At 46.8% G+C, this 21,619-nt stretch carries 21 protein-coding genes; 10 read left to right on the top strand and 11 right to left on the bottom strand.

The window, feature by feature from the left end:
* Positions 1-2: 2 nt before the first annotated feature.
* The 7 genes from VHE34_RS22390 to VHE34_RS22360 all read right to left on the bottom strand — a co-directional run bounded on the left by VHE34_RS22390 (position 3) and on the right by VHE34_RS22360 (position 6,976).
* Entirely contained in the window at positions 3-629 is a 627-nt protein-coding gene (locus tag VHE34_RS22390) for a TerB family tellurite resistance protein (RefSeq protein ID WP_325592065.1), read from the bottom strand.
* On the bottom strand, positions 626-1,210 hold the full coding sequence (locus VHE34_RS22385) for a hypothetical protein (protein WP_325592063.1): 585 nt from the start codon (positions 1,208-1,210) through the stop codon (positions 626-628). Before VHE34_RS22385 ends, VHE34_RS22390 begins: the two co-directional genes overlap by 4 nt.
* Positions 1,207-4,341, bottom strand: coding sequence for a TraG family conjugative transposon ATPase (locus VHE34_RS22380; RefSeq protein WP_325592061.1), 3,135 nt, complete (start codon positions 4,339-4,341; stop codon positions 1,207-1,209). Before VHE34_RS22380 ends, VHE34_RS22385 begins: the two co-directional genes overlap by 4 nt.
* A 19-nt stretch (positions 4,342-4,360) precedes the next feature.
* Positions 4,361-4,678 (bottom strand): DUF4133 domain-containing protein, encoded by a 318-nt coding sequence (locus tag VHE34_RS22375; RefSeq protein ID WP_325592059.1) that lies wholly within the window; start codon positions 4,676-4,678, stop codon positions 4,361-4,363.
* Positions 4,675-5,355: a DUF4134 domain-containing protein gene (locus VHE34_RS22370; protein ID WP_325592056.1), complete on the bottom strand. Its 681-nt coding sequence runs from the start codon at positions 5,353-5,355 to the stop codon at positions 4,675-4,677. The genes VHE34_RS22375 and VHE34_RS22370 overlap by 4 nt, the downstream gene beginning before the upstream one ends.
* 84 nt (positions 5,356-5,439) lie before the next feature.
* The gene (locus VHE34_RS22365; RefSeq protein WP_325592054.1) at positions 5,440-6,258 is read right to left on the bottom strand and encodes an RteC domain-containing protein; all 819 of its coding nucleotides are present in this window, start codon (positions 6,256-6,258) and stop codon (positions 5,440-5,442) included.
* Positions 6,259-6,379: 121 nt separating this feature from the next.
* Positions 6,380-6,976, bottom strand: coding sequence for a Crp/Fnr family transcriptional regulator (locus VHE34_RS22360; protein ID WP_325592051.1), 597 nt, complete (start codon positions 6,974-6,976; stop codon positions 6,380-6,382).
* Positions 6,977-7,097: 121 nt separating this feature from the next.
* On the opposite strand from VHE34_RS22360, the gene VHE34_RS22355 reads away from it, so the two are divergent.
* The 5 genes from VHE34_RS22355 (at position 7,098) to VHE34_RS22335 (ending at position 12,465) form a co-directional block, all read left to right on the top strand.
* The gene (locus tag VHE34_RS22355) at positions 7,098-7,442 is read left to right on the top strand and encodes a hypothetical protein (protein ID WP_325592049.1); all 345 of its coding nucleotides are present in this window, start codon (positions 7,098-7,100) and stop codon (positions 7,440-7,442) included.
* Complete coding sequence (locus VHE34_RS22350; RefSeq protein WP_325592046.1) at positions 7,427-8,605, top strand: relaxase/mobilization nuclease domain-containing protein; 1,179 nt, start codon at positions 7,427-7,429, stop codon at positions 8,603-8,605. Before VHE34_RS22355 ends, VHE34_RS22350 begins: the two co-directional genes overlap by 16 nt.
* 10 nt (positions 8,606-8,615) lie before the next feature.
* Positions 8,616-10,640, top strand: coding sequence for a YWFCY domain-containing protein (locus VHE34_RS22345; protein WP_325592044.1), 2,025 nt, complete (start codon positions 8,616-8,618; stop codon positions 10,638-10,640).
* 180 nt (positions 10,641-10,820) lie between these two features.
* Positions 10,821-11,531, top strand: coding sequence for a hypothetical protein (locus VHE34_RS22340; RefSeq protein ID WP_325592042.1), 711 nt, complete (start codon positions 10,821-10,823; stop codon positions 11,529-11,531).
* Positions 11,532-11,595: 64 nt separating this feature from the next.
* On the top strand, positions 11,596-12,465 hold the full coding sequence (locus VHE34_RS22335) for a hypothetical protein (protein WP_325592040.1): 870 nt from the start codon (positions 11,596-11,598) through the stop codon (positions 12,463-12,465).
* A 963-nt stretch (positions 12,466-13,428) separates the two neighbouring features.
* On the opposite strand, the gene VHE34_RS22330 is transcribed toward VHE34_RS22335, so the two are convergent.
* Positions 13,429-13,668 (bottom strand): hypothetical protein, encoded by a 240-nt coding sequence (locus VHE34_RS22330; RefSeq protein WP_325592037.1) that lies wholly within the window; start codon positions 13,666-13,668, stop codon positions 13,429-13,431.
* A 20-nt stretch (positions 13,669-13,688) separates the two neighbouring features.
* The gene (locus VHE34_RS31205) at positions 13,689-13,835 is read right to left on the bottom strand and encodes a hypothetical protein (protein ID WP_414709919.1); all 147 of its coding nucleotides are present in this window, start codon (positions 13,833-13,835) and stop codon (positions 13,689-13,691) included.
* Between the two features lie 372 nt (positions 13,836-14,207).
* On the opposite strand from VHE34_RS31205, the gene VHE34_RS22325 reads away from it, so the two are divergent.
* The 5 genes from VHE34_RS22325 (at position 14,208) to VHE34_RS22305 (ending at position 19,380) form a co-directional block, all read left to right on the top strand.
* Entirely contained in the window at positions 14,208-15,458 is a 1,251-nt protein-coding gene (locus VHE34_RS22325; protein ID WP_325592035.1) for an SIR2 family protein, read from the top strand.
* Positions 15,458-17,158, top strand: coding sequence for an ATP-binding protein (locus tag VHE34_RS22320; protein WP_325592032.1), 1,701 nt, complete (start codon positions 15,458-15,460; stop codon positions 17,156-17,158). Before VHE34_RS22325 ends, VHE34_RS22320 begins: the two co-directional genes overlap by 1 nt.
* A gap of 394 nt (positions 17,159-17,552) precedes the next feature.
* Positions 17,553-17,774, top strand: a complete 222-nt coding sequence (locus tag VHE34_RS22315; RefSeq protein WP_325592030.1) for a helix-turn-helix transcriptional regulator — start codon at positions 17,553-17,555, stop codon at positions 17,772-17,774.
* Between the two features lie 272 nt (positions 17,775-18,046).
* Positions 18,047-18,709 (top strand): PP2C family protein-serine/threonine phosphatase, encoded by a 663-nt coding sequence (locus VHE34_RS22310; protein ID WP_325592027.1) that lies wholly within the window; start codon positions 18,047-18,049, stop codon positions 18,707-18,709.
* Positions 18,706-19,380, top strand: a complete 675-nt coding sequence (locus VHE34_RS22305; protein WP_325592025.1) for a hypothetical protein — start codon at positions 18,706-18,708, stop codon at positions 19,378-19,380. Before VHE34_RS22310 ends, VHE34_RS22305 begins: the two co-directional genes overlap by 4 nt.
* Here the strand turns inward: VHE34_RS22305 and VHE34_RS22300 are convergent.
* Positions 19,357-20,541: a hypothetical protein gene (locus VHE34_RS22300; protein ID WP_325592023.1), complete on the bottom strand. Its 1,185-nt coding sequence runs from the start codon at positions 20,539-20,541 to the stop codon at positions 19,357-19,359. The genes VHE34_RS22305 and VHE34_RS22300 overlap by 24 nt on opposite strands.
* A gap of 2 nt (positions 20,542-20,543) precedes the next feature.
* Positions 20,544-21,332 (bottom strand): serine/threonine protein kinase, encoded by a 789-nt coding sequence (locus VHE34_RS22295; protein WP_325592021.1) that lies wholly within the window; start codon positions 21,330-21,332, stop codon positions 20,544-20,546.
* Positions 21,333-21,619: the final 287 nt, after the last annotated feature.

The raw sequence follows: 21,619 nt of genomic DNA, 5'->3' as shown, positions 1-21,619 counted from the left end.
TTTTAACCGTTTAGTCCATATAGTTGTCGCACCGATTGATAATCGCGGAGATCGACACTTCGCTGGAGCGACACCAGGGTTGCCTGTTGATTGAACGAGGTGAGGAAGGCCTGGCTGCCGGCCATGTCGCGGTAGAGGTCGTCGATGTGGTCCAGCCGTTCGCCGTCGCTGGCCCGGAAGAGCCCATCGGTCAGGACATTGGCCAGGTCGGTAAGGTTCTTCGCCGTTCGATCGAAAAGACCGGCGTAGACATTCCCGATCAGCTCCAGCTCGCCGGCGCTGAAATGCGGGTCCTGCCGGAAGAGGCTCCAGGCCGAATGATATTGGCTGACGATGTTTTCCTGCAGGCGGATGATATCCGCCACGCGGTGGTAGGTTCGTACCGCCGGGCTCACCGCCAGCAGGCCATCGAGGAAGGCCTTGTGGAGGTCGAAGCTGCCATGGCTGAGATCGCTGATGGTTGTATAGCCTTTGGAAAGGATCTGATATCCTTTATACAGATCGCTCAGGATCTGTTTTTCCTGCGTCAGTTTCTGCCAGTCCAGCAGCAGTTGCCGGGCTTCGAAGCTCTGGGCCCTGGCGGGCGCGAAGGAGCTGGTCAGTATGATCAGCCACAATACCGATCTCATAGGTTGGCGATTGATGTGAAGAATTCCGCGTCCGCCCAGTAATTGCGGGCTATCTCATTCAATTCCTTTGCCTCCTCATAAAGGTTTTCCAACTTCTCCAGGCGTTCGGCATCGGTCATCTGCGTCGCTCCGTCCTGCAGGAGCTGTTCGAGCGATTTCGCCCCTGCGACGCAAAGTTCGTCCAGGTCGTCACAAACGGCGTCGACGCTTGCTCTCAAGCGGGGGAAAACGTTTCTAAGCCGCCGGACCGAGTCCCCGATGCTTTGGGTTTCCTCTGTGAGGGAGACAATCTTGCTTACCCGTGGGTCCGCCAGGATGACCATGTTCACATCCCGTAGTGTTGAAAAATGACGCGTGTGAAGATCGAGGTCGGCCTGTTTGTTCCCGGCGATGCGGACCAGGCCCGTCTCATCGACGGCATATCCTTCTTCCAGCGTCTCGTCTTCTTCTTCCAGGGCAAATAGCTGCTCATGCAGGTATTTCAGCTGCGTCTTGTTCTGTTCGAACCATTCGGCAAAAGTCTGTGTCTGACCGGGCAGGGATATTCCCGTGAGTCCCAGTAAAGCGAGTAGTCGTTTCATAATCCATATAGTTTTAGAAGTGATTGAATGTCCTTTTGTGCGCCGCCCCGTTGCAGGCTCAGCAGGGCGTTCTGGTCGGTGAATGTCCGGAGATCGCGATACAACTTGTCCATCTGCGTGCGGGCGTGGTTGATCAACGCCAGCCGTTGCTCGTCCGAAAGTTGGAGCGTGAAGGACTGTACCACGAACTGCAATCCCTCCAGCACCCGCGTACTTTCGCCAAGGACGCCGGAGTACACTGTGGCTGCGTGCGATACCTCCGTCGGCGTGAAGTGTGGGTCCTGGTATACCTTTGCCGTTGCTTGCCGATATAGGGCCAGGATCTGTTCCTGCCGCTGGATGATCTCGGTGATCGCATGGTATTCCGCTACCGCGGTCTTCACTTCCCTGAGTTCTTCGAAGTACTCCGCGTAGAGGGCTTTCAGGTTGGCCACCCAGTCGCCTATTTCGGCCAGTTTCGTCTCGCTCAGCTCGTTCTCTACTACCTTCTGCGCATCCTGGAGGAGTATCGTCGCCGTCTGTTCGCGCTGTATGACCAGGTCGAAGGCGCGGATCACCGTTTTGATCCCTTCTGAGATGATCGAGGTTGGGTCCTGCGCCTGGGATAGGGCGGGGAGCAGCAGCAGGCCGAGGAAGATGAGGGCCTTGCCGGCGGCACCCGTGATCCGGTTCTTCCCCAACGCCTCCACCAGCATCCGGATCCCTTTTTGAACCGAGCCGTATTTCCGGATCGATTCGCGCACCTGCAGCTTTTCCTTCTGGTCGGAAGTATAGACAAAGTATTCTTGCGGCGACACTTCCAGCCGGTAGACCCGCGAATGGGTGGCGCCAAGACAGATCCACAGATCTTTATACCGGCTGCCCGCTTCATGCGCCTTGTTGATACTCAGGACCTCGGCCTTCTGTTTGGCTGTGATCCCCAGCAATTCCTGGATCGCGTCGAATTTGTTTTGGAACTTGCTCTGGTCGAGTAGTATCTTGATGTCTGCATTGTTGATGATGGCGTTCTTTACTATCTCCGAGGAGATTACGTCTTCTACTTCCTGCGTCACCACCACTGCCTTGGCATGAAACTTCCGGACTGTCTTGAACAGGTATTTCAGGTATTCCGCCATGCCTTCCTGGGCGATCGCCTTCCAGGCTTCCTCGATTATTATTGCCTTGCGGACGCCTTTCAGCTTCCGCATTTTGGAGACGAACAACTCCATAATGATCAGCGTCACCACGGGGAAAAGGATCGGATGCGACTTAATATTGTCCAGCTCGAAGACGATGAACCGCTGCTGGAGCAGGTCGAGATTTTCCCGGGCGTTGAGCAGGTAGTCGAATTCGCCGTTCTTATAGTAAGGCCGGAGGACGTAGAGGAAATTGGCGAGGTCGAACTCTTTTTCTTTGATGTTTTCCGACTTCAGCTTTTTGCGGTATTCCGTGTTCAGGAACTCGTAGAACGTATCGAAGCAGGGAAACAGGCCTTCCTCCTTTTCCAGTTTCTCGAAATACAGCTGAAGCGCAGTCGACAGGGCGACATATTCGCTGCGGTTGGGCGATTCGTCCTGCCGTTTCCATAGGGCTACCAGCAGGGTCTTGATGCTTTCCCGTTTCTCCGTGTCCAGGGTTTCGCCCGGCCCAAGGAAGAAGGGGTTGAACCGGATGGGGTTGTCTTCTTCGTAGGTGAAATAGTAGCCACCGTGCAGCTCGCATTGCATCTCGTAGCTATGGCCTACGTCGACTACGACGATATGCACCCCTTGTTCGTAATAATGGCGTAGCAGGTGATTGGTAAAAAAGCTCTTGCCGCCGCCCGACCCGCTGATGACGACCATATTCCCGTTGGCGGTGAGCCCTTTCGCGCGGGGTTCGTCGTCGATGTCCACATGCAGCGGCCGGCCGGTGATGCGGTCGCCCAGTCGCAGACCGAAGGGGCTGGTGCTGGTGCGGTAGTTCGTTTCCTGTTGCATCAGGCAGGCGGCCTGTTCGGCAAAGATGTCGAAGGTTTCGTTCATGGGCAGTTCCGCAGCGTTCCCCGGTATGCCTGCCCACCAGATCGGTAAGGCCCCTACCGACTCGACCCTCGGGCTGGCGCCCATCCGCGCGATCGCCGTGCTGACGAGGTTTTTCATCCGGGGTAGCTCCGCGGCTTCCGTTGTCCAGCAAAGGATATTGAGGTGCGCCCGTACCGGGGTCCATTGCCGCGTGGCTGCCTCCTGCAGGAATTGGGTCGTCGCCTCTTCACTGGCCGCGTTGCCGCGTGAGTGTTTGGCCAGCGATCCCAGCTGCCGGCTCCGGACCTCCAGTCGTTTCATGGTCGCCGCGTTGTCTTCGACGATGATGTATAGATTGGTAATATGGTTGCAGGGCAGGAGAGGACCCAGCCCTGTCGCAAAGCCGATCGAGTATTTGGTATGCTCGGAGCTGTAGGGGTCGTGGTTGATCCGCGGTCCGCACAGGGGCGGCAGGTGTTCGGCGTCCGCCAGCGCGAAAAGCTGGCAATGATTTTCGCCGATCCGTAACCCCTGTTTCCATTCGATGTCGGCTAACATCGGGGTGCCGCCTGTATTGAGATTGCAATATCGTTCGATCCGCCCGATCCGTCCTTTGGCGCTCCAAAGCTCTTCTTCGCCCAGCCGTTCCAGGCGCAGCAGGCCGCTGTCTTCGAGGATATGCGCCATTTGACCGCACTGCCCCAGGAATTCCGCGATGGCGCCGTCGTCCAACGATGCCTGTGGGGGTAGGTCGGGGTATAATAGTCCCGACATCGCGGAAGTCGCCTTTCGTCTCGAGCGGGGACGCAGGGTGAGGAAGAGGTCGGCTGAATGGTCCAGCCAGGGCCGCTCGTTGAAGAAACGTTCGCTTGCCTGCCCCAGCCAGCTCTTCTCCGGCCCCTCTCCCTCCAGGTCCGCCCTGTAGCTCACCTGCGTATACCAATCCTGCTGGTGGATGACCGTTCCCACGGGTAATACCTTTATCGCCCGCACCCAGGATTGGTGCAGGGTTTCATATTCATCCCCGGATAACTGGAATATTTCCGGCTTATGCACGCGGAAGGCCACGGTAAAGTCGCCCTGCCGCGAGAGGATGCATCCATCTTCGACGCCGTATACCGGCAGAAGATCGGTCCAATTGCTTTCCATGGTTTGTTGTTGCGGCCACTCATTGGCCTGTGAAAAATGGTTGCCGGCTACGGCTGCGGATCGACGCCGGCAGTCGTCGTGTCGCCCTTTTCTTCATCAGCCCGTAGGCGCCGTACTTTTGGCTGCGCCGGTACAGTTGCCGGATGAATATCGCTCCCGCGCTGCCGGTTACCACCAGGCAGATCCAGGAAGTGATCCCGCAGAGGTGGAGGAGGACGAACAGGATCAGCAGTCCGATGACTCCGCCACCCAGCCACCAGACGTATTGTGCCTGCAGGCCGCGGAACTCCAGCGGCTTGTTGATCCGCCGGTGGATGGTATAAATAGTGTGGTTCATATCCCGAAGAATGATTTTAGTACTGTGGCTACGAGGACCAGGAAGATGCATCCCGCGAACCAAACGGTCGCCCGGTTATCCGCGTCATGGTCTTTATTGTTCATCGATTTGTACACCTTGTATCCGCCTACAAGCCCGGCCAATGCGCCCGCTGCATACATCAGGTTCACCGCCGGGTCGAAATACGATCGGATCATGGTGTTGGCCTGGTTGATGCCGGTCGCGCCGTCCGCCGTTTGCGCCCATCCGGCGGCGGGTATCAGTAATGCTACCAGCACCAGGCCGGTTATCGCGTTGCCGTTAGCGGCAGAGGTTTCGTTTCCAGGGTCCGCCTTCTTGCCTGGACTCGCCGCCTTACGTGGGCCCGCGTCCTTTCCCTGGATTGCCTCCTTCTCTGGGGCCACCGTCTTCTCCTGGGTTGCGTCCTTCCCTGGAGCCTCTGCCTTACCTGGGGTTGCGTCCTTCGCTGGATCGGCTTCCTTTCCTGCGCCCGGCTCCTTGCCCGCATCAGCCTCCTTTTTCTTCGGTGCTGGTTCCCCCTTGTTCGCCGCGGTCCACAGCCGGCCGGCGAACCGGGTGATCAATCTGAAATTCTTATAACCGACATACCCATAAAAGAAGGCCAGTCCCCCGATCAGGGATATCCCATACATCTTCCAGGAAATAAAGTGTAACATGTGTTTGCATATTTGAGGATACAAATATGCAAATCGAAAAAGGGGATATTTCCATAGTATGACATACTATGGAGAAATAAACTTCTATAAGAGATCTTCCAGGGCCCTCAACAACCGGTTACGCAGATCGTCGATATATTTGATCGGCCCCTTCTTTCTCCGGGCGATCTCTTTCACCGTATTATAATAGTTGCCGGTATCGACCTTCAGATGGTGCTCTACCCAGCCCACGATATCCTGCATCGAAGCCTTCCCCCGGTTGAAGCTCCCCTTTATATAGATGCCGTAGACCAGCTCCACCAGGTCAGTCTGGCTGTCCGTCCATTCCAGCTCCGCTACACCCTCCCCGCCCGGCGCCAACCCGGCCGGTTGCCGTAGCTTGCGCAACTGGTCGTTGAGGTATTGCAGGAGGCGTTCGTTGGCCCAAAGCTGTGAAGCCCAATAACAACCTACACAGAAATCGTCGGCCATGATCACCTCGATGTAGTCCATCTTTCCGTTCTCCCGGGCGTCGCGGATAAAAATGCGGTCGTCCATATGCGATCGGTTCAACTGGTAATACTGGCAGAATTCTCCGTGTTTGGTGAAAAACTGTTCGGTCTTGGCCAGTTCCAGCTTGAACAGCGCCTCCATCCGATCCCGGTTCGAATGCCGTGCCTCCATGCCGATCTCCGTGACCGTTACAAAATACATCAGCCGTCCATAGACCGGCGGCGCCAGTACCTTGAAGTAGTGGATCTCTTCGGCAAGGTTGGTGAAGGGATATTGCCGGATGTTCTGTTTGATGTCCTCCAGCGCATGCCGGATAACGCCGATCGCATGATAGATCTCTAAAAGGTCTTCGGATTCCTGCAAAGCGGCGTTCAGCTCGGCGATTCTGCTTTCGATGTACTTTGTTGCCATAAAACAAGGTTTGAAGTGTTTGATGAAACAAAGCTATACCGCAATGAGTAACCGAACAATAGCCGGGGATCGAAGCGGCACTTATGCGCTATCTGTTACGGATAAGTGATTTCTTTTAGCCTTATTTTTTGGCGTTCCCGGATTTTTTCTTATTTAAATACTCGTTCTTCTTCTTGGTCAGGGTTCGTTCGGCCATCCCGATATAGGATGCGAGGTACCTGTTGGGAACCCGCAGGATCAGGTCCGGGTCCTTGTCCATCAGCGCCTGGTATCTTTCCAGTGCAGACTTCAGTTTCGTATCAAGCGCTCGTTCTTCACTGCGGCAATAATATTCCTGGGTGAGTAGCCGGCCGTGTTCCCGGAATTCGGGGAATAGGGCATAGGTGGCGTGCAATTCGGCATGGCTGATCCCCCAGCACACACAGTCTTCCAGCGCCACATGCGCCTCCATGGCCGCTATTCGCCGGAAAAAGCTCAGCACGGCAATACAGACGTCTCCTTGTTTCATGAACCAGATGGATATCTCCTTGCCCTTATGCCGGTGAAAGCTTCGGACGAGTCCCGATTCGATGAAGAAGATCTGGTCACAGACGGAGCCCAGGGGAAGGATGGTATCGCCTTTTTTGTACTCATGTTTGCGGATAATGCTACGCAGATGGGCTTCGAGCGCGGCCGACATGGGCGCGATCATTTTCAGAAGAGTGATAAGTTGTTCCATGCCTGCAAGATGCGAAAGTTGCCTGCCGCCATTTTGCAGTGAGACATGACCGTTATTCGGTCATCTCATTGCCGGTCCGTTTTGCGCCTTTAACTTTATTCCCGATATAGGAAAAGCAACCATGGCGGGAAATAAATCCAGGACGAGGCATGTTGCGTTTGTTCTTTCACTTGAGGAATATCAGGTGTTGCAGAGGCGGTTTGCGGCCAGCACCAGCCCGGGGTTTTCGGCTTTTCTAAGGGACATCCTGTTTCGCAGGCCTGTTGTATTCCGGTATCACAATGCCGACGCCGATGAATTCCTGGTGATCGCGCTGGAAATAAAGTGCGAGTTGGAAAAAGCGGTCGATTTTTTTATCCATTCTTCAACGTCTTGCCCGGATGAGGGGCTTTCCCTTCTTCTTTCCAAGATCGACGAGCTGAAATTGATCATGCATCAAATTTATCAACAATGGTCATCCACATAGATCGCCCGGTTGGTTTTAGGGGGGCTTTACGCTACAACGAACGAAAGGTAGAGGCAGGCCTGGCGCGTTGTATATATGCCGGGAATTTCATTCTCGATGCTGACCGACTGAGTTTTGGGGATAAGGTTGACCGACTGGGCCATTTGGACCGGCTGCGACCGGACTATCGGAACAGGGCCATTCATGTTTCGCTGGCTTTTCATCCGTCGGACAGGCCGGACAGGGAGAAAATGATCCAGGTCGCCCGGGACTACATTCGGGAGCTGGGCTTTGCCAGCCAGCCCTGGCTGCTTTACGAGCATAGGGATACGCGGGCGCCGCATGCACATATCGTTGCGTCGAGGGTTACGGCCGAGGGGGAGATCCTTTCCACCTACACTGAATTCAACCGTTTGCGAACAAACCTGCGAGAGCTGGAGATAGATCATAGTCTTGTTCCTTCCGAGCGGCGGAGCAGGAACCCGCAGTTGGCCCTTGCGTCGGCGAAGCCCGTAAGACCGGTACATGGCGAGGCTTTGACCCGGGATGCTATCGGCTCAACGCTTGCCTATGTTCTGCCGAATTATAGGTACTCCAACCTGACAGAGCTAAATGCCATCCTTCGTCAATACGGTATCTGGGCCGACAATGGAAAACCCGGCGGCGCTCTTGCCGCTGCCCGCGGGCTAAGCTATCAAATGCTCGATCCCGAGGGCCGTCCAGTCAGCAAAAGGGTAGGAGCGGGGGCGATCGGATTCAATCCCGGCCTGGACTATCTGGAAGGCCGGTTTCGAGACAACGCCCGGATGTTACCTGAAGGCCTCGGTCCCCTGTCTAGCCGGGTTCAGCTGGCCGGCCTCCGAGCGGGTGACGACTGGCATGGGTTTGCGGCGGCGCTTCGCACGGCCGGTATCGAGCCGGTGCCCTTTATGAACAAGCAAGGGCAGGTCTATGACATCGTTTTTGTCGATCATAGCCGGAAAATGGCTGCTTCTGCCGACCGGCTTGGCAATCCGGCGTCGCTGAGACAGCTTTACACGCCCCTGGTGAAGGGGCTCGAGCATCAATACAGGCTGGTGCAGGATATGAATAGCGCCCGGCAGCGGCTGTTGATCCCGCCATCGGACGAGGATGTCCGGACGCTGCATCTTAGGCAGGAAAGGCAACATAGAATTTCACGATAATTTGAAAACGATGTCCTCTTCCGGGTCTCAATTGACAAAGACTTTTTCCCTGTTCCGCAACCTCGGCATGGTCGTCCTGGCGCTGCATATCTATTTGGTCTGTTATGCGGCCTTTGCCGAATGGGGGTTGGCTTCCGGCATTACGGATCGCATCTTTCTCAATTTAAGTCGAAACGGTCTTTTTGCGGATTTTCATAAACCGCGGCTGGCGGCTTTTGCATTGCTGGCTGTCTCCTTCGTTGGCATGGGGGGTGGGTCTGGTGATTCGCGGCGTCCTGTCCGGCCGGCTCGGATTATCGGCTTTCTTGTCGCCGGCGCCGGGCTGTACTTTTTAGCGCCCCGGTTCTTTTATGGTGATTGGTCGCCCCGGGTCACCGCGTTGGGATACATCGGCGCTACCGGCGTCGGGTATTGTCTGTTTTGGTATGGTGGGGGGCTGCTGGCTTCGCTACGGCACAACCCGATTCGCGACGATATCTTCAATTCCCTGAACGAATCCTTCCCGCAGGAACGGCGGCTGCTGGTCGACGAGTGCAGTATCAATCTGCCTACCCGGTACCGGTATGAGGGGCGGATGAAGAAGGGCTGGATCAATATCGATCCGTTTCGCGGGCTGTTGGTGATGGGCTCCAGTGGCAGCGCCAAGACCTGGTGTGTTATCCGATCGATCATCCGTCAGCACCTCGAGAAGGGGTTTGCGATGGTGGTGTATGATTTCAAGTATGACGATCTGAGCCGGCTTACCTGGCATTATTATCGGTTGTATAAGGCCAACTATGAGAAGAAACCCAGGTTCTACGTGATAAATTTCCGCGAGTTGTCGCGAAGTCATCGTTGCAATCCACTGGGGCCGACCATCATCCGCGACATGGCCGACGCCTCCGAAGCCGCCCGCACGATCCTCATGGGGCTGAACCCGGACTTTGTGGAACGGCAAGGTGATTTCTGGATCGAGTCGGCTAACTCTTTCCTTACCGCGCTGATCTGGTATTTGCGGAAGGTCGAAGGCGGGAGGCACTGCACCTTGCCGCACGTGATCGAGCTGTTGCAGGTTGACTATGCCGACCTTTTTTCGATCCTGCGGACAGAGCCCGACATTGCTTCGCATATCAACCCGTTCGTGCTGGCGTATGTCCGTGGGGTAAAGGAAACCCTGGACAACCAGCTGGCTTCGTTGAAGATCGCTCTTTCGCGACTGTCTTCGCCGGCGTTGTACTATGTGATGACGGGTGATGACTTTACGCTGGATATCAATAATCCATTGGCGCCCAAGGTGCTGTGTTTGGGGAGCGATCCGCGGGTATCGACTACGTACGGGGCGGTGATCTCTCTTTACATTACGGCCATCAACCGGCTGGTCAACCGCCGGGGCGGGCTGCGGAGCAGTCATATTTATGATGAGATGCCGACGGTGCGGATCCACCAGCTGAATGAGTTGCTGGCTACGGGAAGGTCCAACCAGGTGGCAGTGACGATGTGTGTGCAGGATGCGAGCCAGTTGCGGCTGCATTATGGACGGGCGCAGGCGGATGTGATCCTTAATCTGCCGGGTAGTATTATTTCGGGGCAGGTTGGCGGGGATACGGCGCGGGTGTTGTCGGAGCGGATCGGGAAGGTGGTGCAGTTGCGGCATTCTGTCCATGAAAGCGCTGCTGGTTCGGGTGGTGCTTCGGGCTTCTTTTCGGGCGGGGCTTCGGGGCCTTCTGTCTCGGTTTCGCATTCGACCAACCTGGATTATGCGGTGCCTGTGTCCCGGATTTCGACGCTTTCGTCCGGGGAATTTGTGGGGTTTGTCGCCGATAATCCGCGGAGGCCGGTTGCCCAAAAAGCCTTCCACTGCCGTATCTTGCCTGACCCAGACCCCGCGGTCCCTCTTGCGCCTCTTCCCCTAGTCCGCCAAGTCACTCCTGGAGACGTTCAGGCACATTTCCTTGCCGTCAAGGCCGACATTGCAGGCCTCGTTTCCAGCCACCTCGCCCTCATGCTTCGAACTCCGGCCTTTACTCCCTTAATCCTCAATTCAGAGCGAGTGTAGCTCTAGCCGAAATATCAGAATTCTAGTTAATTGGGTGTTTTTCACGTTGTTTGTCTAGTCCTAAAATGGTATTTATGCCGAACAAGTAATTTTGATTTCAGCTAAGCGCGGTTACCTCTTCGAAAGCGGCGCCTCGAGGAATCGCGTAGGAGGTTTTTGTTTTAATTAAAATCTTTTTATATGAAAAAAGCGATTACTGCATTGCTTTGCTTGCTAATTCCTTTTCAGCCTTTTGCTACATCCATTGTAATCGCGATCGTGGGCAATTTTATTTATGCTGCCGCTGACTCGAAATCAGTGGTAACTGATCAATATGGTCGCTTGATGAGAGTTGATACAATTAGGAAAATTTTTGTAAAGAAAAATATGGGCTTTGCCATCGCCGGACATTTTGATTCGGTTCTCCGAATGGAGGCGTCCCTTAGCATAAGGGAAGGTCGATCGCCAAAGGTCTGCGGCGATACTTTTGCTGCTCGCATGAAAAAGCAGTATCAATGGGTAATGGAAATGGAAAAGGAAACGGCACCTCCTGAATACCAATATTATCTTCACAACGCCCTCGGAGACGTTGTCTTTTTTCAGGTGAAAAATGCTGTTCCATCGCTCTGTCTTGTCGAAATTGTGATGAATGAACGGAATGGGAAGACGGTAATCTCTCAAAACAGTTATGCGACCCCATTTGTTGCTATAGGCATAGCTGATCATATCATTAGCATTTCACCGCAGGAACATCAGAAAATGAGACGAGCTAGGGAAGGACATTGGGAGCTTTACTGCGCCGATTTAGTACAGGTGGAGTTGTCAAAACACGTAGCGGACATTGGATGTCCTATAAGAACGATGGCGTGGACTTCAAAAGGGATCACTTGGGGGAAAGCGCAGTGTCGATGATTGGTTAATAAATGGCCGCTTAATGCCGAATGATTAATAACCCAGTAATCCAAATATGTGTAAGATGAAGCTTTTTATCAGCATTCTTGTTTTGATTCTATTTCAAGATTGCAATCCAGGGCCTGATAGAGAAAAGGAAATACAGGATTCTCTCCATGCTGATTCGATCGCGGGATATAGACCAGATCCGAAAGGAAAGGCCGATGACAAAATTATCGACGGCGTAATGTTGTACTCGGTGCCGCTGGTAGTTCATCGTAAAGACCACCCAGATAGCAATTATGAAGCCACGGGGTTTCTTGTAAAACTGCGTGATAGGATGTTGCTTGTGAGCAACTATCATGTTTTTATGGCATGTGACACAAGGAGAAAGGAAAGAATACCTGGCATTTATGATTCTATGGGATGTACTTACTTGAGTGCAACTGGGGCGGCTCAGTTTCAGTTAAACGTGCGGACGCTTCAAAAAAGACATCTGCCAATCTATGATTTTGAGAGGGCGGATATTTGGGCAGAAGATGTGACGGCCCTTTTAAAAGCAAAGCCGCCACAATTTTTCTTGGATTCTGTGGCCCTTGAAACTGTTGATACTTTTACAAATCGATCACTTTATCTTTTCGGCAATGTTGACGACGCGAATCCATTTACGAAATTTACGCTGAAGCAGGTTAACAAACCTGGCGATTCTTCATTTCAATCCTATTATAGTGCCGGACACCATTATGTTACAAATAGTTACCTCGCATCTCCCGCGACCCGGGGCGGGGCGTCGGGATCGCCAGTCTTTTTCGTTCGAAAAGATAACAATCGTCCTCAATTCGCAGGCGTGGTCTTAGGACATTCTAATGTGCCGTTTGATGTTACAATGATCGTTACTCCATCCGAAGTAAGAAAAGAAGTCCTTATGGCTCTTTTGCGGCCGACCAATCACTAGGCTGGCCCAGTGTTCTCTTCAAGTCTTTCCGATGAGTACGGACGTTCTGAGCAACATGTAAAACAAAAGGAGAATGCTAATCCTTATTTGCTATCCATGTGACACACAATTTTTTCCGATGGATTTGTGGAGGAATCTCCATTATAATTTATTTATGACTGAGCTTCGGACGGCCAATTTCATAACTTGATGCCATCCTACACTTCAAGGACAAAAGGTCCTCTTAACAAGGACAATCTGGGATTTATCTTCGGAATAGTTGGGCGTAATCCGATCCATTTGCCAATGAACTTAGCATTTTGATTTTCGTTATCGCTAATTTCGACCGCAAAATGGGTTACGTCCGTATTACAATAAGAATGCTCAATGGCCACACACAGTCTGGTGTTCGAAAATTTCCGGAGCCGATGAACCTGGGAGATATCCGGATGCATGCCTGGCATTTGGCTGCGGAGGCATTAGGCCGAAGGAAGATCGAAGACGTGACGGTTTGTGAAGTGCCGGCTGATGACCCTGCCGTCGTCGCTTTGATTTTACACGACGAACGCAATAGCAGACCCACTCAGGCAAGCGCTGGCGAACACCCGTATGTCAAACAGCAGCAGCGTCGACCACCGAGGTAACATATTTGAACTTATTGCCTGCTGCCTTCCCATACGCCTAATGTATTGGATGATTGGGATCGGCAGTGGTTTCCCACTCGTACCTGTCCAATATCTTCTCAAGATAGAGGCCCTTGAATTTATGCGTCCGCAACTTTGCCCCGGTTTCCGGTCCCACCAGGATTATTCCACAATCCAGGAAATAGTCCTCTTAGACATTCAACCTCTTCCTTGTTGAGCTGGCGGCTGTTGTTCCTTTTTCCATCATATAGCGACCAGGAATCCGAAAATTTGCAGATGTAGTACATAACCTCAATTTTTAATCGTCTTACTCCACCACTCCAAAAGCGCCCGGAATGGATCAATAGATATTTTTATTGAATAGCCAGGGTTCGGCGCTTAAAACCGACATAATCCAGTTCCGGGCAATGTTTTTCCAGCTTTTCAAAAAATTACCGCTTTTACTCGTCCACCGCTTTTTTTCATAGAACAGGAAAAAATGCTCGGCTTCCAGGTCGGGCATGCCTTTTTGACCAAAGTAGATTTTAACCTCCTGGATGCTCGGCGGCATGGTGTTGGTGAAAAAAGCTTGTTGTTTCATGAGTAAATAATTTTAGTAAATCAGTTCCTTTTTCGCGCGGGTTTTGTCCCTGGATAATATTCTCTCTTTCTATCAGTCAAAACCCTGTTCAGATCGTCAGCGTCATAATAGATCGGGCCGCCAATTTTTGTATGAGGTAGCGTACCATTACTTCGGAGGTTCTGCAAGGTGCCGGTAGAAATATTCAGCAGCTTCTTGACCTCATAGGATTTCAGCCACCTTTTGGTAGGCAGGGGGGGTATTGCTCTGCATGATGGTTCTTATGGAAAGCAGCAGGTCTTCTTTAAATTCCTGCAAGTTCCCCAGGGTTACGAGTTGATCCCGGTAGGCCCTATTAGCTCGTTGTGACGGCATTTCTTTCGCCTTCTCCATACATCACCATTTCTAAGGCGAATATATATCGGCGGGAAAGCGACATTTCAGAGTGTGTTCCGAGCCTCGGAAAAGTATTCTACAAAGCATTGTCCTTTACATAAAAACATATTAATTTTATACAATTGGCATTATTTTATTTAACCTCAAAATGCTTAACCTATCATATGAATGACAGAAAATATCTTTTTATTCATTCGGCAAGACGAGTTAGTGTCGTAAAAAAAGAAGAACAAATTGAAGAAGTTTTTATCAATGAAGCAAAGCCAATCAACGCTGGAGATTTAAGGCCTCCTGAAGAAATTGCGCACGATCAAAAGCGTCTATATTATAAGGAATTCTTTAAAAAGCAGTTTAAAAACTTTTTAGTATTGTCAGGAGCCGGATCATCAATTGGCATTGGTGAAGGAAAGGGAGGAATGTCAATGTGGAATCTATGGAAACATGCTGAGGAAACTATCGGAAAAGAGAATTTCGACGCATTATGCAAATATGTTGACTGTGCAACGGACAAACCCAACTTAGAAAGCCTATTATCTCTTATTGAGGGGCATATTAAATTCTCACCAAAAAAGAATGGCAACGAAGCACCAAAGGATAAAAACAATCTCCCCAATTTAGAGGAATATAAAGAAACAATACTTGGAATCATAAGAGATCGATGCAGTCTAGCTGCCCCTCGTGATGAAACAAAATTTCCTCACGTTCAATTTTTAAGAAAGATTACTCAGAGAAAAGCTACGCTGCCGAGGATAAAAATTTTCACACTGAACTATGACTTACTATTTGAGCAGGCTGCGAATATAATTGGGGCAGTAGTTTTAGACGGCTTTTCATTTACTACGCCAAGGATATTCAGCGGAAGATATTTTGATTACGATATAGTTCAAAGAGAAAAAAGTCGATTGAAAGATGAAGATAATTTCATATCTAGGCTATTCCACTTGTACAAATTACACGGTTCTCTAAATTGGGAAAAAGAAAAAGATGCTAACGGGAATGGTGTTGATGGAAAAATCGTAATGAATATAAATGCGGCAGAACCTCTTATGGTCTATCCCCGCGAATCAAAATATGAGAATTCTTATGAGCAGCCCTTTTTTGAGATGGTGGCAAGATTTCAACAGAATTTAAGGCTAGATGATTCGGTATTGGTGTGTATTGGCTATAGCTTTGGGGATAAACATATTAATGCAGTTATTACAGAGGCCTTGAATCAAAATCCGGGCTTTCAGCTTGTAATTGTCAATCCGGGCTTTGACGGAGACAACGAAAAATTTCAAATGCTACTAAAGGAGGCTAAAGGCTCCGAAAGGATTTTAATGGTTGATGAGACTTTTGTTGATTTCACTCATTATTTTCCCGAAATTCAAACTTATTATCAAGAACCTGAAACGCAGCCAGTAAACCTATCCTAATGCAAAAAATAAATCCTTTTGAACATCATTATTTTCTAGGATACGTAAGTCAGGTATTACCTCAATTTGTAAAAATTCATTTTCCATCATCTGTACTTTTAAATGGGTTTACGCATTACGGGCAAGATTTTAACGGGGGGCTTATCGGCAGCTTCGTTGTTATAGAGGGAGACAAGGTAGGCTTTCTTGGAAGAATTACGGAGCTTTCGCTTCCAGAATCAGAAAGGCTTTCCTTAAATGAGAAGGCATTTCAGACAAGTGACTTCCATCCAACAGGTAAAATTGAAGTTCTTTTGTCGTTTGATCTATATAATCCGTTCAAAGCGAAAAAGGGGTTAACCGCCTATCCAAATATTGGAGCCAAAATATTTGTAAGTTCAGGTAAATTGGTTCAAAAATACTTATCAAATTTTGGCGTAAAGGAAACTGACACTAATCCCCCAGTTGTCGAACTTGGGCATTTAGTTTCTACTCCGTCAACTTCCGTGTCCGTAAGCTTGCAATCCATTTTTGGCCGTCATTGTGCCGTCGTTGGAACAACAGGGGGAGGTAAAAGCTACACAATTAGTAAATTAATTGAATCGATAATCTCAAAAAAGAATAAGGCAATATTAATTGACGCTACCGGAGAGTACGATGGAAAGTACGAAAACGCCACAACAATTAATATTGGTGACGGTCAGCACGTATTCCATTATACCCAATTGACCATTGATGATATGTTTTTTCTTTTGCGCCCCTCCCCAAAAACACAAACACCAAAATTAATGGAGGCAATGAGATCACTAAAAATTGTCAAAATCAACAATGAAAATAATCTTGAGCACAACGGCAACGTTATACCAGTACAAGATGGGTTACTTAAAAAATCAGGAACACAGAAGAAACCATATGAAGTTTATTATTATAGAAACATCTCTAAAATTGAAGATGGCCTTGCGACTTTTGATTTCATGAAACTTTCAAGGCAATTAAATGAAGAATGCGCATTTGACAATGGTACTTCCTGGGGAAATATTTCACAGACAGATATCTCCTATTGTGTTAGCTTGATGGCAAGAATCAATAATATAGCAAATACCCCGGAATATGACAATATCTTTGGGTTTAAGAAATTAAAAGATGATAAGACTGATATAACTGTTCTATTGGATAAATTTCTCGCCGAAGATAATTCGATGCTTTTGAGAATGAACTTTGGGGATGTTCCATTTGATTTTCAAGTACGGGAAATATTGGCAAACGCAATTGGGAAATATCTGCTAACCAAAGCTCGGGCAAAAACATTTGTAAATAAGCCGGTGATTTTCCTAATGGATGAGGCTCATCAATTTCTAAATAAATCTGTAAGGGATGAGTATTTTGAAGCCAAGCCATTGGACGCATTTGATTCAATTGCGAAAGAATGCAGGAAACATGGTCTATTTCTTTGCCTTGCAACACAAATGCCTAGAGACATTCCCATAGGTACACTAAGTCAAATGGGAACTTTTATTGTCCACCGTTTAATCACCTTTAATGATAAAGAGGCAATTAACAATGCTTGTAGTACTGCTAATAAAAACACACTAGATTTCTTGCCTATTCTTGGCGAAGGCGAGGCGATATTAACAGGGGTCGATTTTCCCATGCCTATTATACTTAAATTTGATGAACCAGAAAATAGACCAAATTCAAAAACACCCGCATTAAGCTCATAAATTTGCATTTTCGATTGATTTAGACATTTATCCAGCTAAATATAATTTTATATGGAGAAGATCATTTATGTGTCGTCAGACGACTTGGCAGGGATAAAAGCAATAAATGAGCTTGCAAATAATTCAGGAGTTACTTCCCGGTTCGTTTCGAAGGTCGCAGTTTCGGTGAACGAGAATAAAGCAAACACGCTGAATGCCTTTATGTGTGTTCGCAAGATATACTAGGAACTGTTAAATATCATTTTCAGCATTTAGAAAATCTGTTTCAACAAAAAATGTATAGAAATTCTATACAAATGTAATTTAATTCTATACAAAATCGATGAAAATTTTTAGAGTTTCGAAACTTTTTTATATTTCTCCTATAAAAATGTACAGAAAAACTTGACAACCAATGACAAAACTTGGTGAATATCTAACCTCTAAATCGGTAAATAAATCTGAAGTTGCGAGGAAGACAGGAATCAGTAAAGCTAGACTTAGTGAACTGACTACAAAACCATCCGCCAGGCTACGGGCAAGCGAACTCTATATGATTGCCTTAGCTATTGGAGTAGAACCAGGTGGCCTCCTTGAATATATCTGTGGGCATTTGCGGAAAAAAGTACAAATCTAATAGTGCTGCTGATTCCCATTCCATAAGCGCAAAATTCAACATTCGACCACACTGATCCCTATTGTGATTAAGCATTTTGTTTTAGGAAAATTACATAGATCCGACAGGTTTTATACAACTGGCGCTGCATTAAACCCTGGTTACTTGTGAGCGCGATTTAAAAAGATAAGGAAAACAATGACCTTTGCCTATTGATGAATTCCTTGAAGGCATTAAATATTTTATCGTAACTTAAATAGACTATTTACCTTTACAAATTTCCGTGAATTAGCATGACTTCAAGTTTACCATACATATTTTCGACGTTAAAAGGTACTAAGCACAAGGAAAACTGGGACGAATTGCTCATTATTGAAGAGGATAAGTTTAGCATTTTTGCCGTCTTCGACGGTGTTAGCAGCGCCAAAGCGGGCAAAGAAGGTCCAGATATTTCGAAACACTATATTCAGGAAAACTATAAAAAGTATTTAAATGGAAATTTCGAAGTTCGCAAATTGATGTTTGATCTGAATCAGCACTTGGTAAACTTAGATTTGGATGAACCTTATTCTACATACTGCTTGGTTATATTTACAAAGGCTAGCAACACATTCTATTATTCTTGGCTTGGGGATTCAAGAATATATTACATAACCAATCAATATATTAGACAGCTTACAGAAGATGATAGTTTTTCAGAAAATATAATTTCGAAATATTTGGGCGATGCAACGCTTCGTCTCTCGGATTTCAGAGAATTCAAAGAAATCAAGGAGTCGGGTCACCTCTTACTCTGTACAGATGGCTTTTACAAAATATTTGAAACCAACAAGCTGGTTTTCTTCGAAACTTTTATAAATAACTCTTCAGCCAACTTAAACAACCTGAATAAACAAATAGATTCTTTAATTAAGGGAAAAAACCTGGACGATTCGACGTTTATATTTTTGAAATGAACTCAATGTTTAAAACCGAGCAACAACTAGTAAACACGTTAAAATTAAATTTTTCAGCGATTTGCCATTGGAATACTGAAAAATATACTACCAAAATATTAGAAGAGGTAAATCTCGGATTTGGAATAGCAGACATGGTTATCACAAAGGTCAAAAGGGGTAACTGTGAAAATACTACAGCACTCAGCTATTTCGATGCCTTCCTATATAAAATAATTAGATCTAACAAGCAAATAACGTTTGAAAAATTAAAGGAATTGACCAAATGTGATACAACAACATTAAACCGCTCATTAAATAAATTAATACATGATAGTTACATAAAAAAAACGGACCATTTAGTAACTCTAAAGAATGCCTATAAAGGAATGGAATCGGATTCGATTGCTATTGAAGCTAAATTAAAGAATTGGAAAAGAGCGTTGGATCAGGCCTACAGATATAAATGGTTTGCAAAAAGAGCTTTCGTTGTACTAGACAGTTTCTATGCGAAGCCTGCAATTGAAAATTTAATCGTATTCAAAAAAATGAATGTTGGTTTGGCTGAAATCAATAAAGAAGGAGTGGTGAAATTACATTTCAGTCCCCTAAAAAACGCACCCATTGATTATACAATGTGGATTCTTTTAAACGAACAGCTAAAGCAATTAACTCTTCGACAAAAGGAATGACTTCCAAGTATCGAGGTGATAATTTCTACTTTCACTAGTTAAATAAATACCCTTCTTTTCTAATTCATGATAGGTTGCAATTGCGTTATCAATTTTTTGAATCATTGCTTTAGTTCTTTCTTTCACATTTTCTATACTTGCCAACTCTTTCAAAATCCTATCGACTGCCAATAGATAATTTTTATGAACCTCTGGTTTCTGATTGCTCCAAGGATATCCATCCTGTAGTATTACGTCTGAAAAAATATTATCAGCATTTCTTATCAGCTCGATTCCTTTTTGCATCCTTATTAAATTGAGCAAAGGTGATTTAATGAAATTAAGTAGCTTTTCAGAAAAATAAAATCCTTTTGACGGGCCTCCGTCATCATTTACTGTAAATCTTTTAATATTGAAATTCCTTAAATTTTCATAGGTCCCTATTGTTATGTAATCGATATCTGTTAAAGCCAAGAATACAGCCGCATCCCAATTTGCATAAGAATAAATAGTTGTAAACTTTTGCTTTTTTAATAGACTCAGTACTGTATACAAGTTATTTAGGTATTTAAAATCAGTGCTGATTTTTTGTATCCCTTCAGGCTTAGATTCACATATGATGTAATATCCGTCAAATATAATGTCGATATCAGTTAAATGATAAAGGAGAAGGTCAATTTTGTTATCATCAATTACCGTATGATGAGTAATTGGCAAAGTCATAAAATAGCGAACTCCCGCCTTTTTATAGGACTTCAGCCAGTGATTTAAAATTTTGACCATCCTAATAAATTGGTCAAGATCATTATTTTCGTAATAGTTAGGAATTATGACGTCTTTAAGACACAAAACTTCAATTTGATACTTTATAGCTCGTTTAATTAGTCCTTCTATCCAAACATTTGTTTGTGATCCGTCGTCATCATTGGCAGCTGGGTGAAAGTCGTATGTGCCTAATTTTCCTTTGTTTATATTTTTAGCTTCTTTTTTTGCGAAAAACTGTAAATCCATCATTGACGTTTCCAAAATTTGTCTGGTATTGTATCCATTTATTTTTTCCACTTCAAAAAATCCATGTGGAAAACTATAAGCGCAAAAAATGAATCCATCTCCAATTGAATTTTGAAAATGTGCATCCAAATTCCATTTTTGAAAATGACCAACAAGCTGTAATACTTCCATAATCAAATCAGGTTTATTAGATCTTCGATACTTTTAGGGCGGTGGGAGGGTTTAAACTTTAGTGCTTCAATCAAAAAATTTGCAAAACCACAATTTGCATTTATCTGAAAACTTTCATCACCAGATTTGAACTTATCAGATATATCTTGCGATGTATGTCCGAAAGGTAATTGTTGATAGAAGAGAAAATACGCAATGATTCCAAGACTAAAAAAATCAGTTCGATAGGAAATCATATCCTTTCTGCCATCGTATTGTTCGGGAGCTGCCCATTTCCAAGTCCCTGGTTGAACACCCGCCGCGGTTATTGAACTCGCACTTAAATCTCTAGCTATTCCAAAGTCAAGAATAACCGGTTTTCCATCGACTCTGATTATTATATTTTCTGGCTTTAAATCCCGATGGACATATCGATCAGTCCAAATAGGGGTCAAAATGTAAAATAGATCCTTTAATAGCGCTTTGACTTTTAAATTGTCGCCAGCAAAACTGCTGACTATATCGCTTAATGTATGCCCTTCGATATACTGTTCAAAAACCACAACCTCGCCTTGATATTCGTCCGTTCCGTAAATTTTGGGAATTCCATCCATCGACTTGTATCTTTCGTAAATTTCCATTTCCCTATCGAATCTCTCGTCCTTTCCACCCTCAAATAACTTCATAACTTGCTTTCCGGAATCGCGTTCTACAAAATACACTCGCTTTTGCCCACCTTTCTTTTCTGTGGCGAAAAAACCCTTGATGCCAAAGTGATCAAGGAATTCCTGTTTTAAGCTGTGAATACCCATGTTACCAAATTATAGACAGACCATCAACCATCCGCTCTTGATATTAATAAAATTGATTGACTATTTGGAAAAAGATTGGAATGCTAAGGTTTCCAAACACTAAATCTGTAAGATTTATGCATGAATTTACAATTCAGCTGGTGAGAGGCTTTTGGCATTTTAGCGATACCATGCGATTTGAAGCTATTTTGCGAAACACTTTATTTTTATAACACATCCGATAAAAGGTTGAATTTTAGCATTTTAAACCATACAAAAATATCTTATGTTCATGTTCTCGAACACAA

Origin of the sequence: Puia sp. (genome assembly GCF_035546395.1) — a bacterium.
Taxonomy (GTDB): Bacteria; Bacteroidota; Bacteroidia; order Chitinophagales; family Chitinophagaceae; genus Puia.
This window is presented reverse-complemented; position numbering and strand designations above follow the sequence as displayed.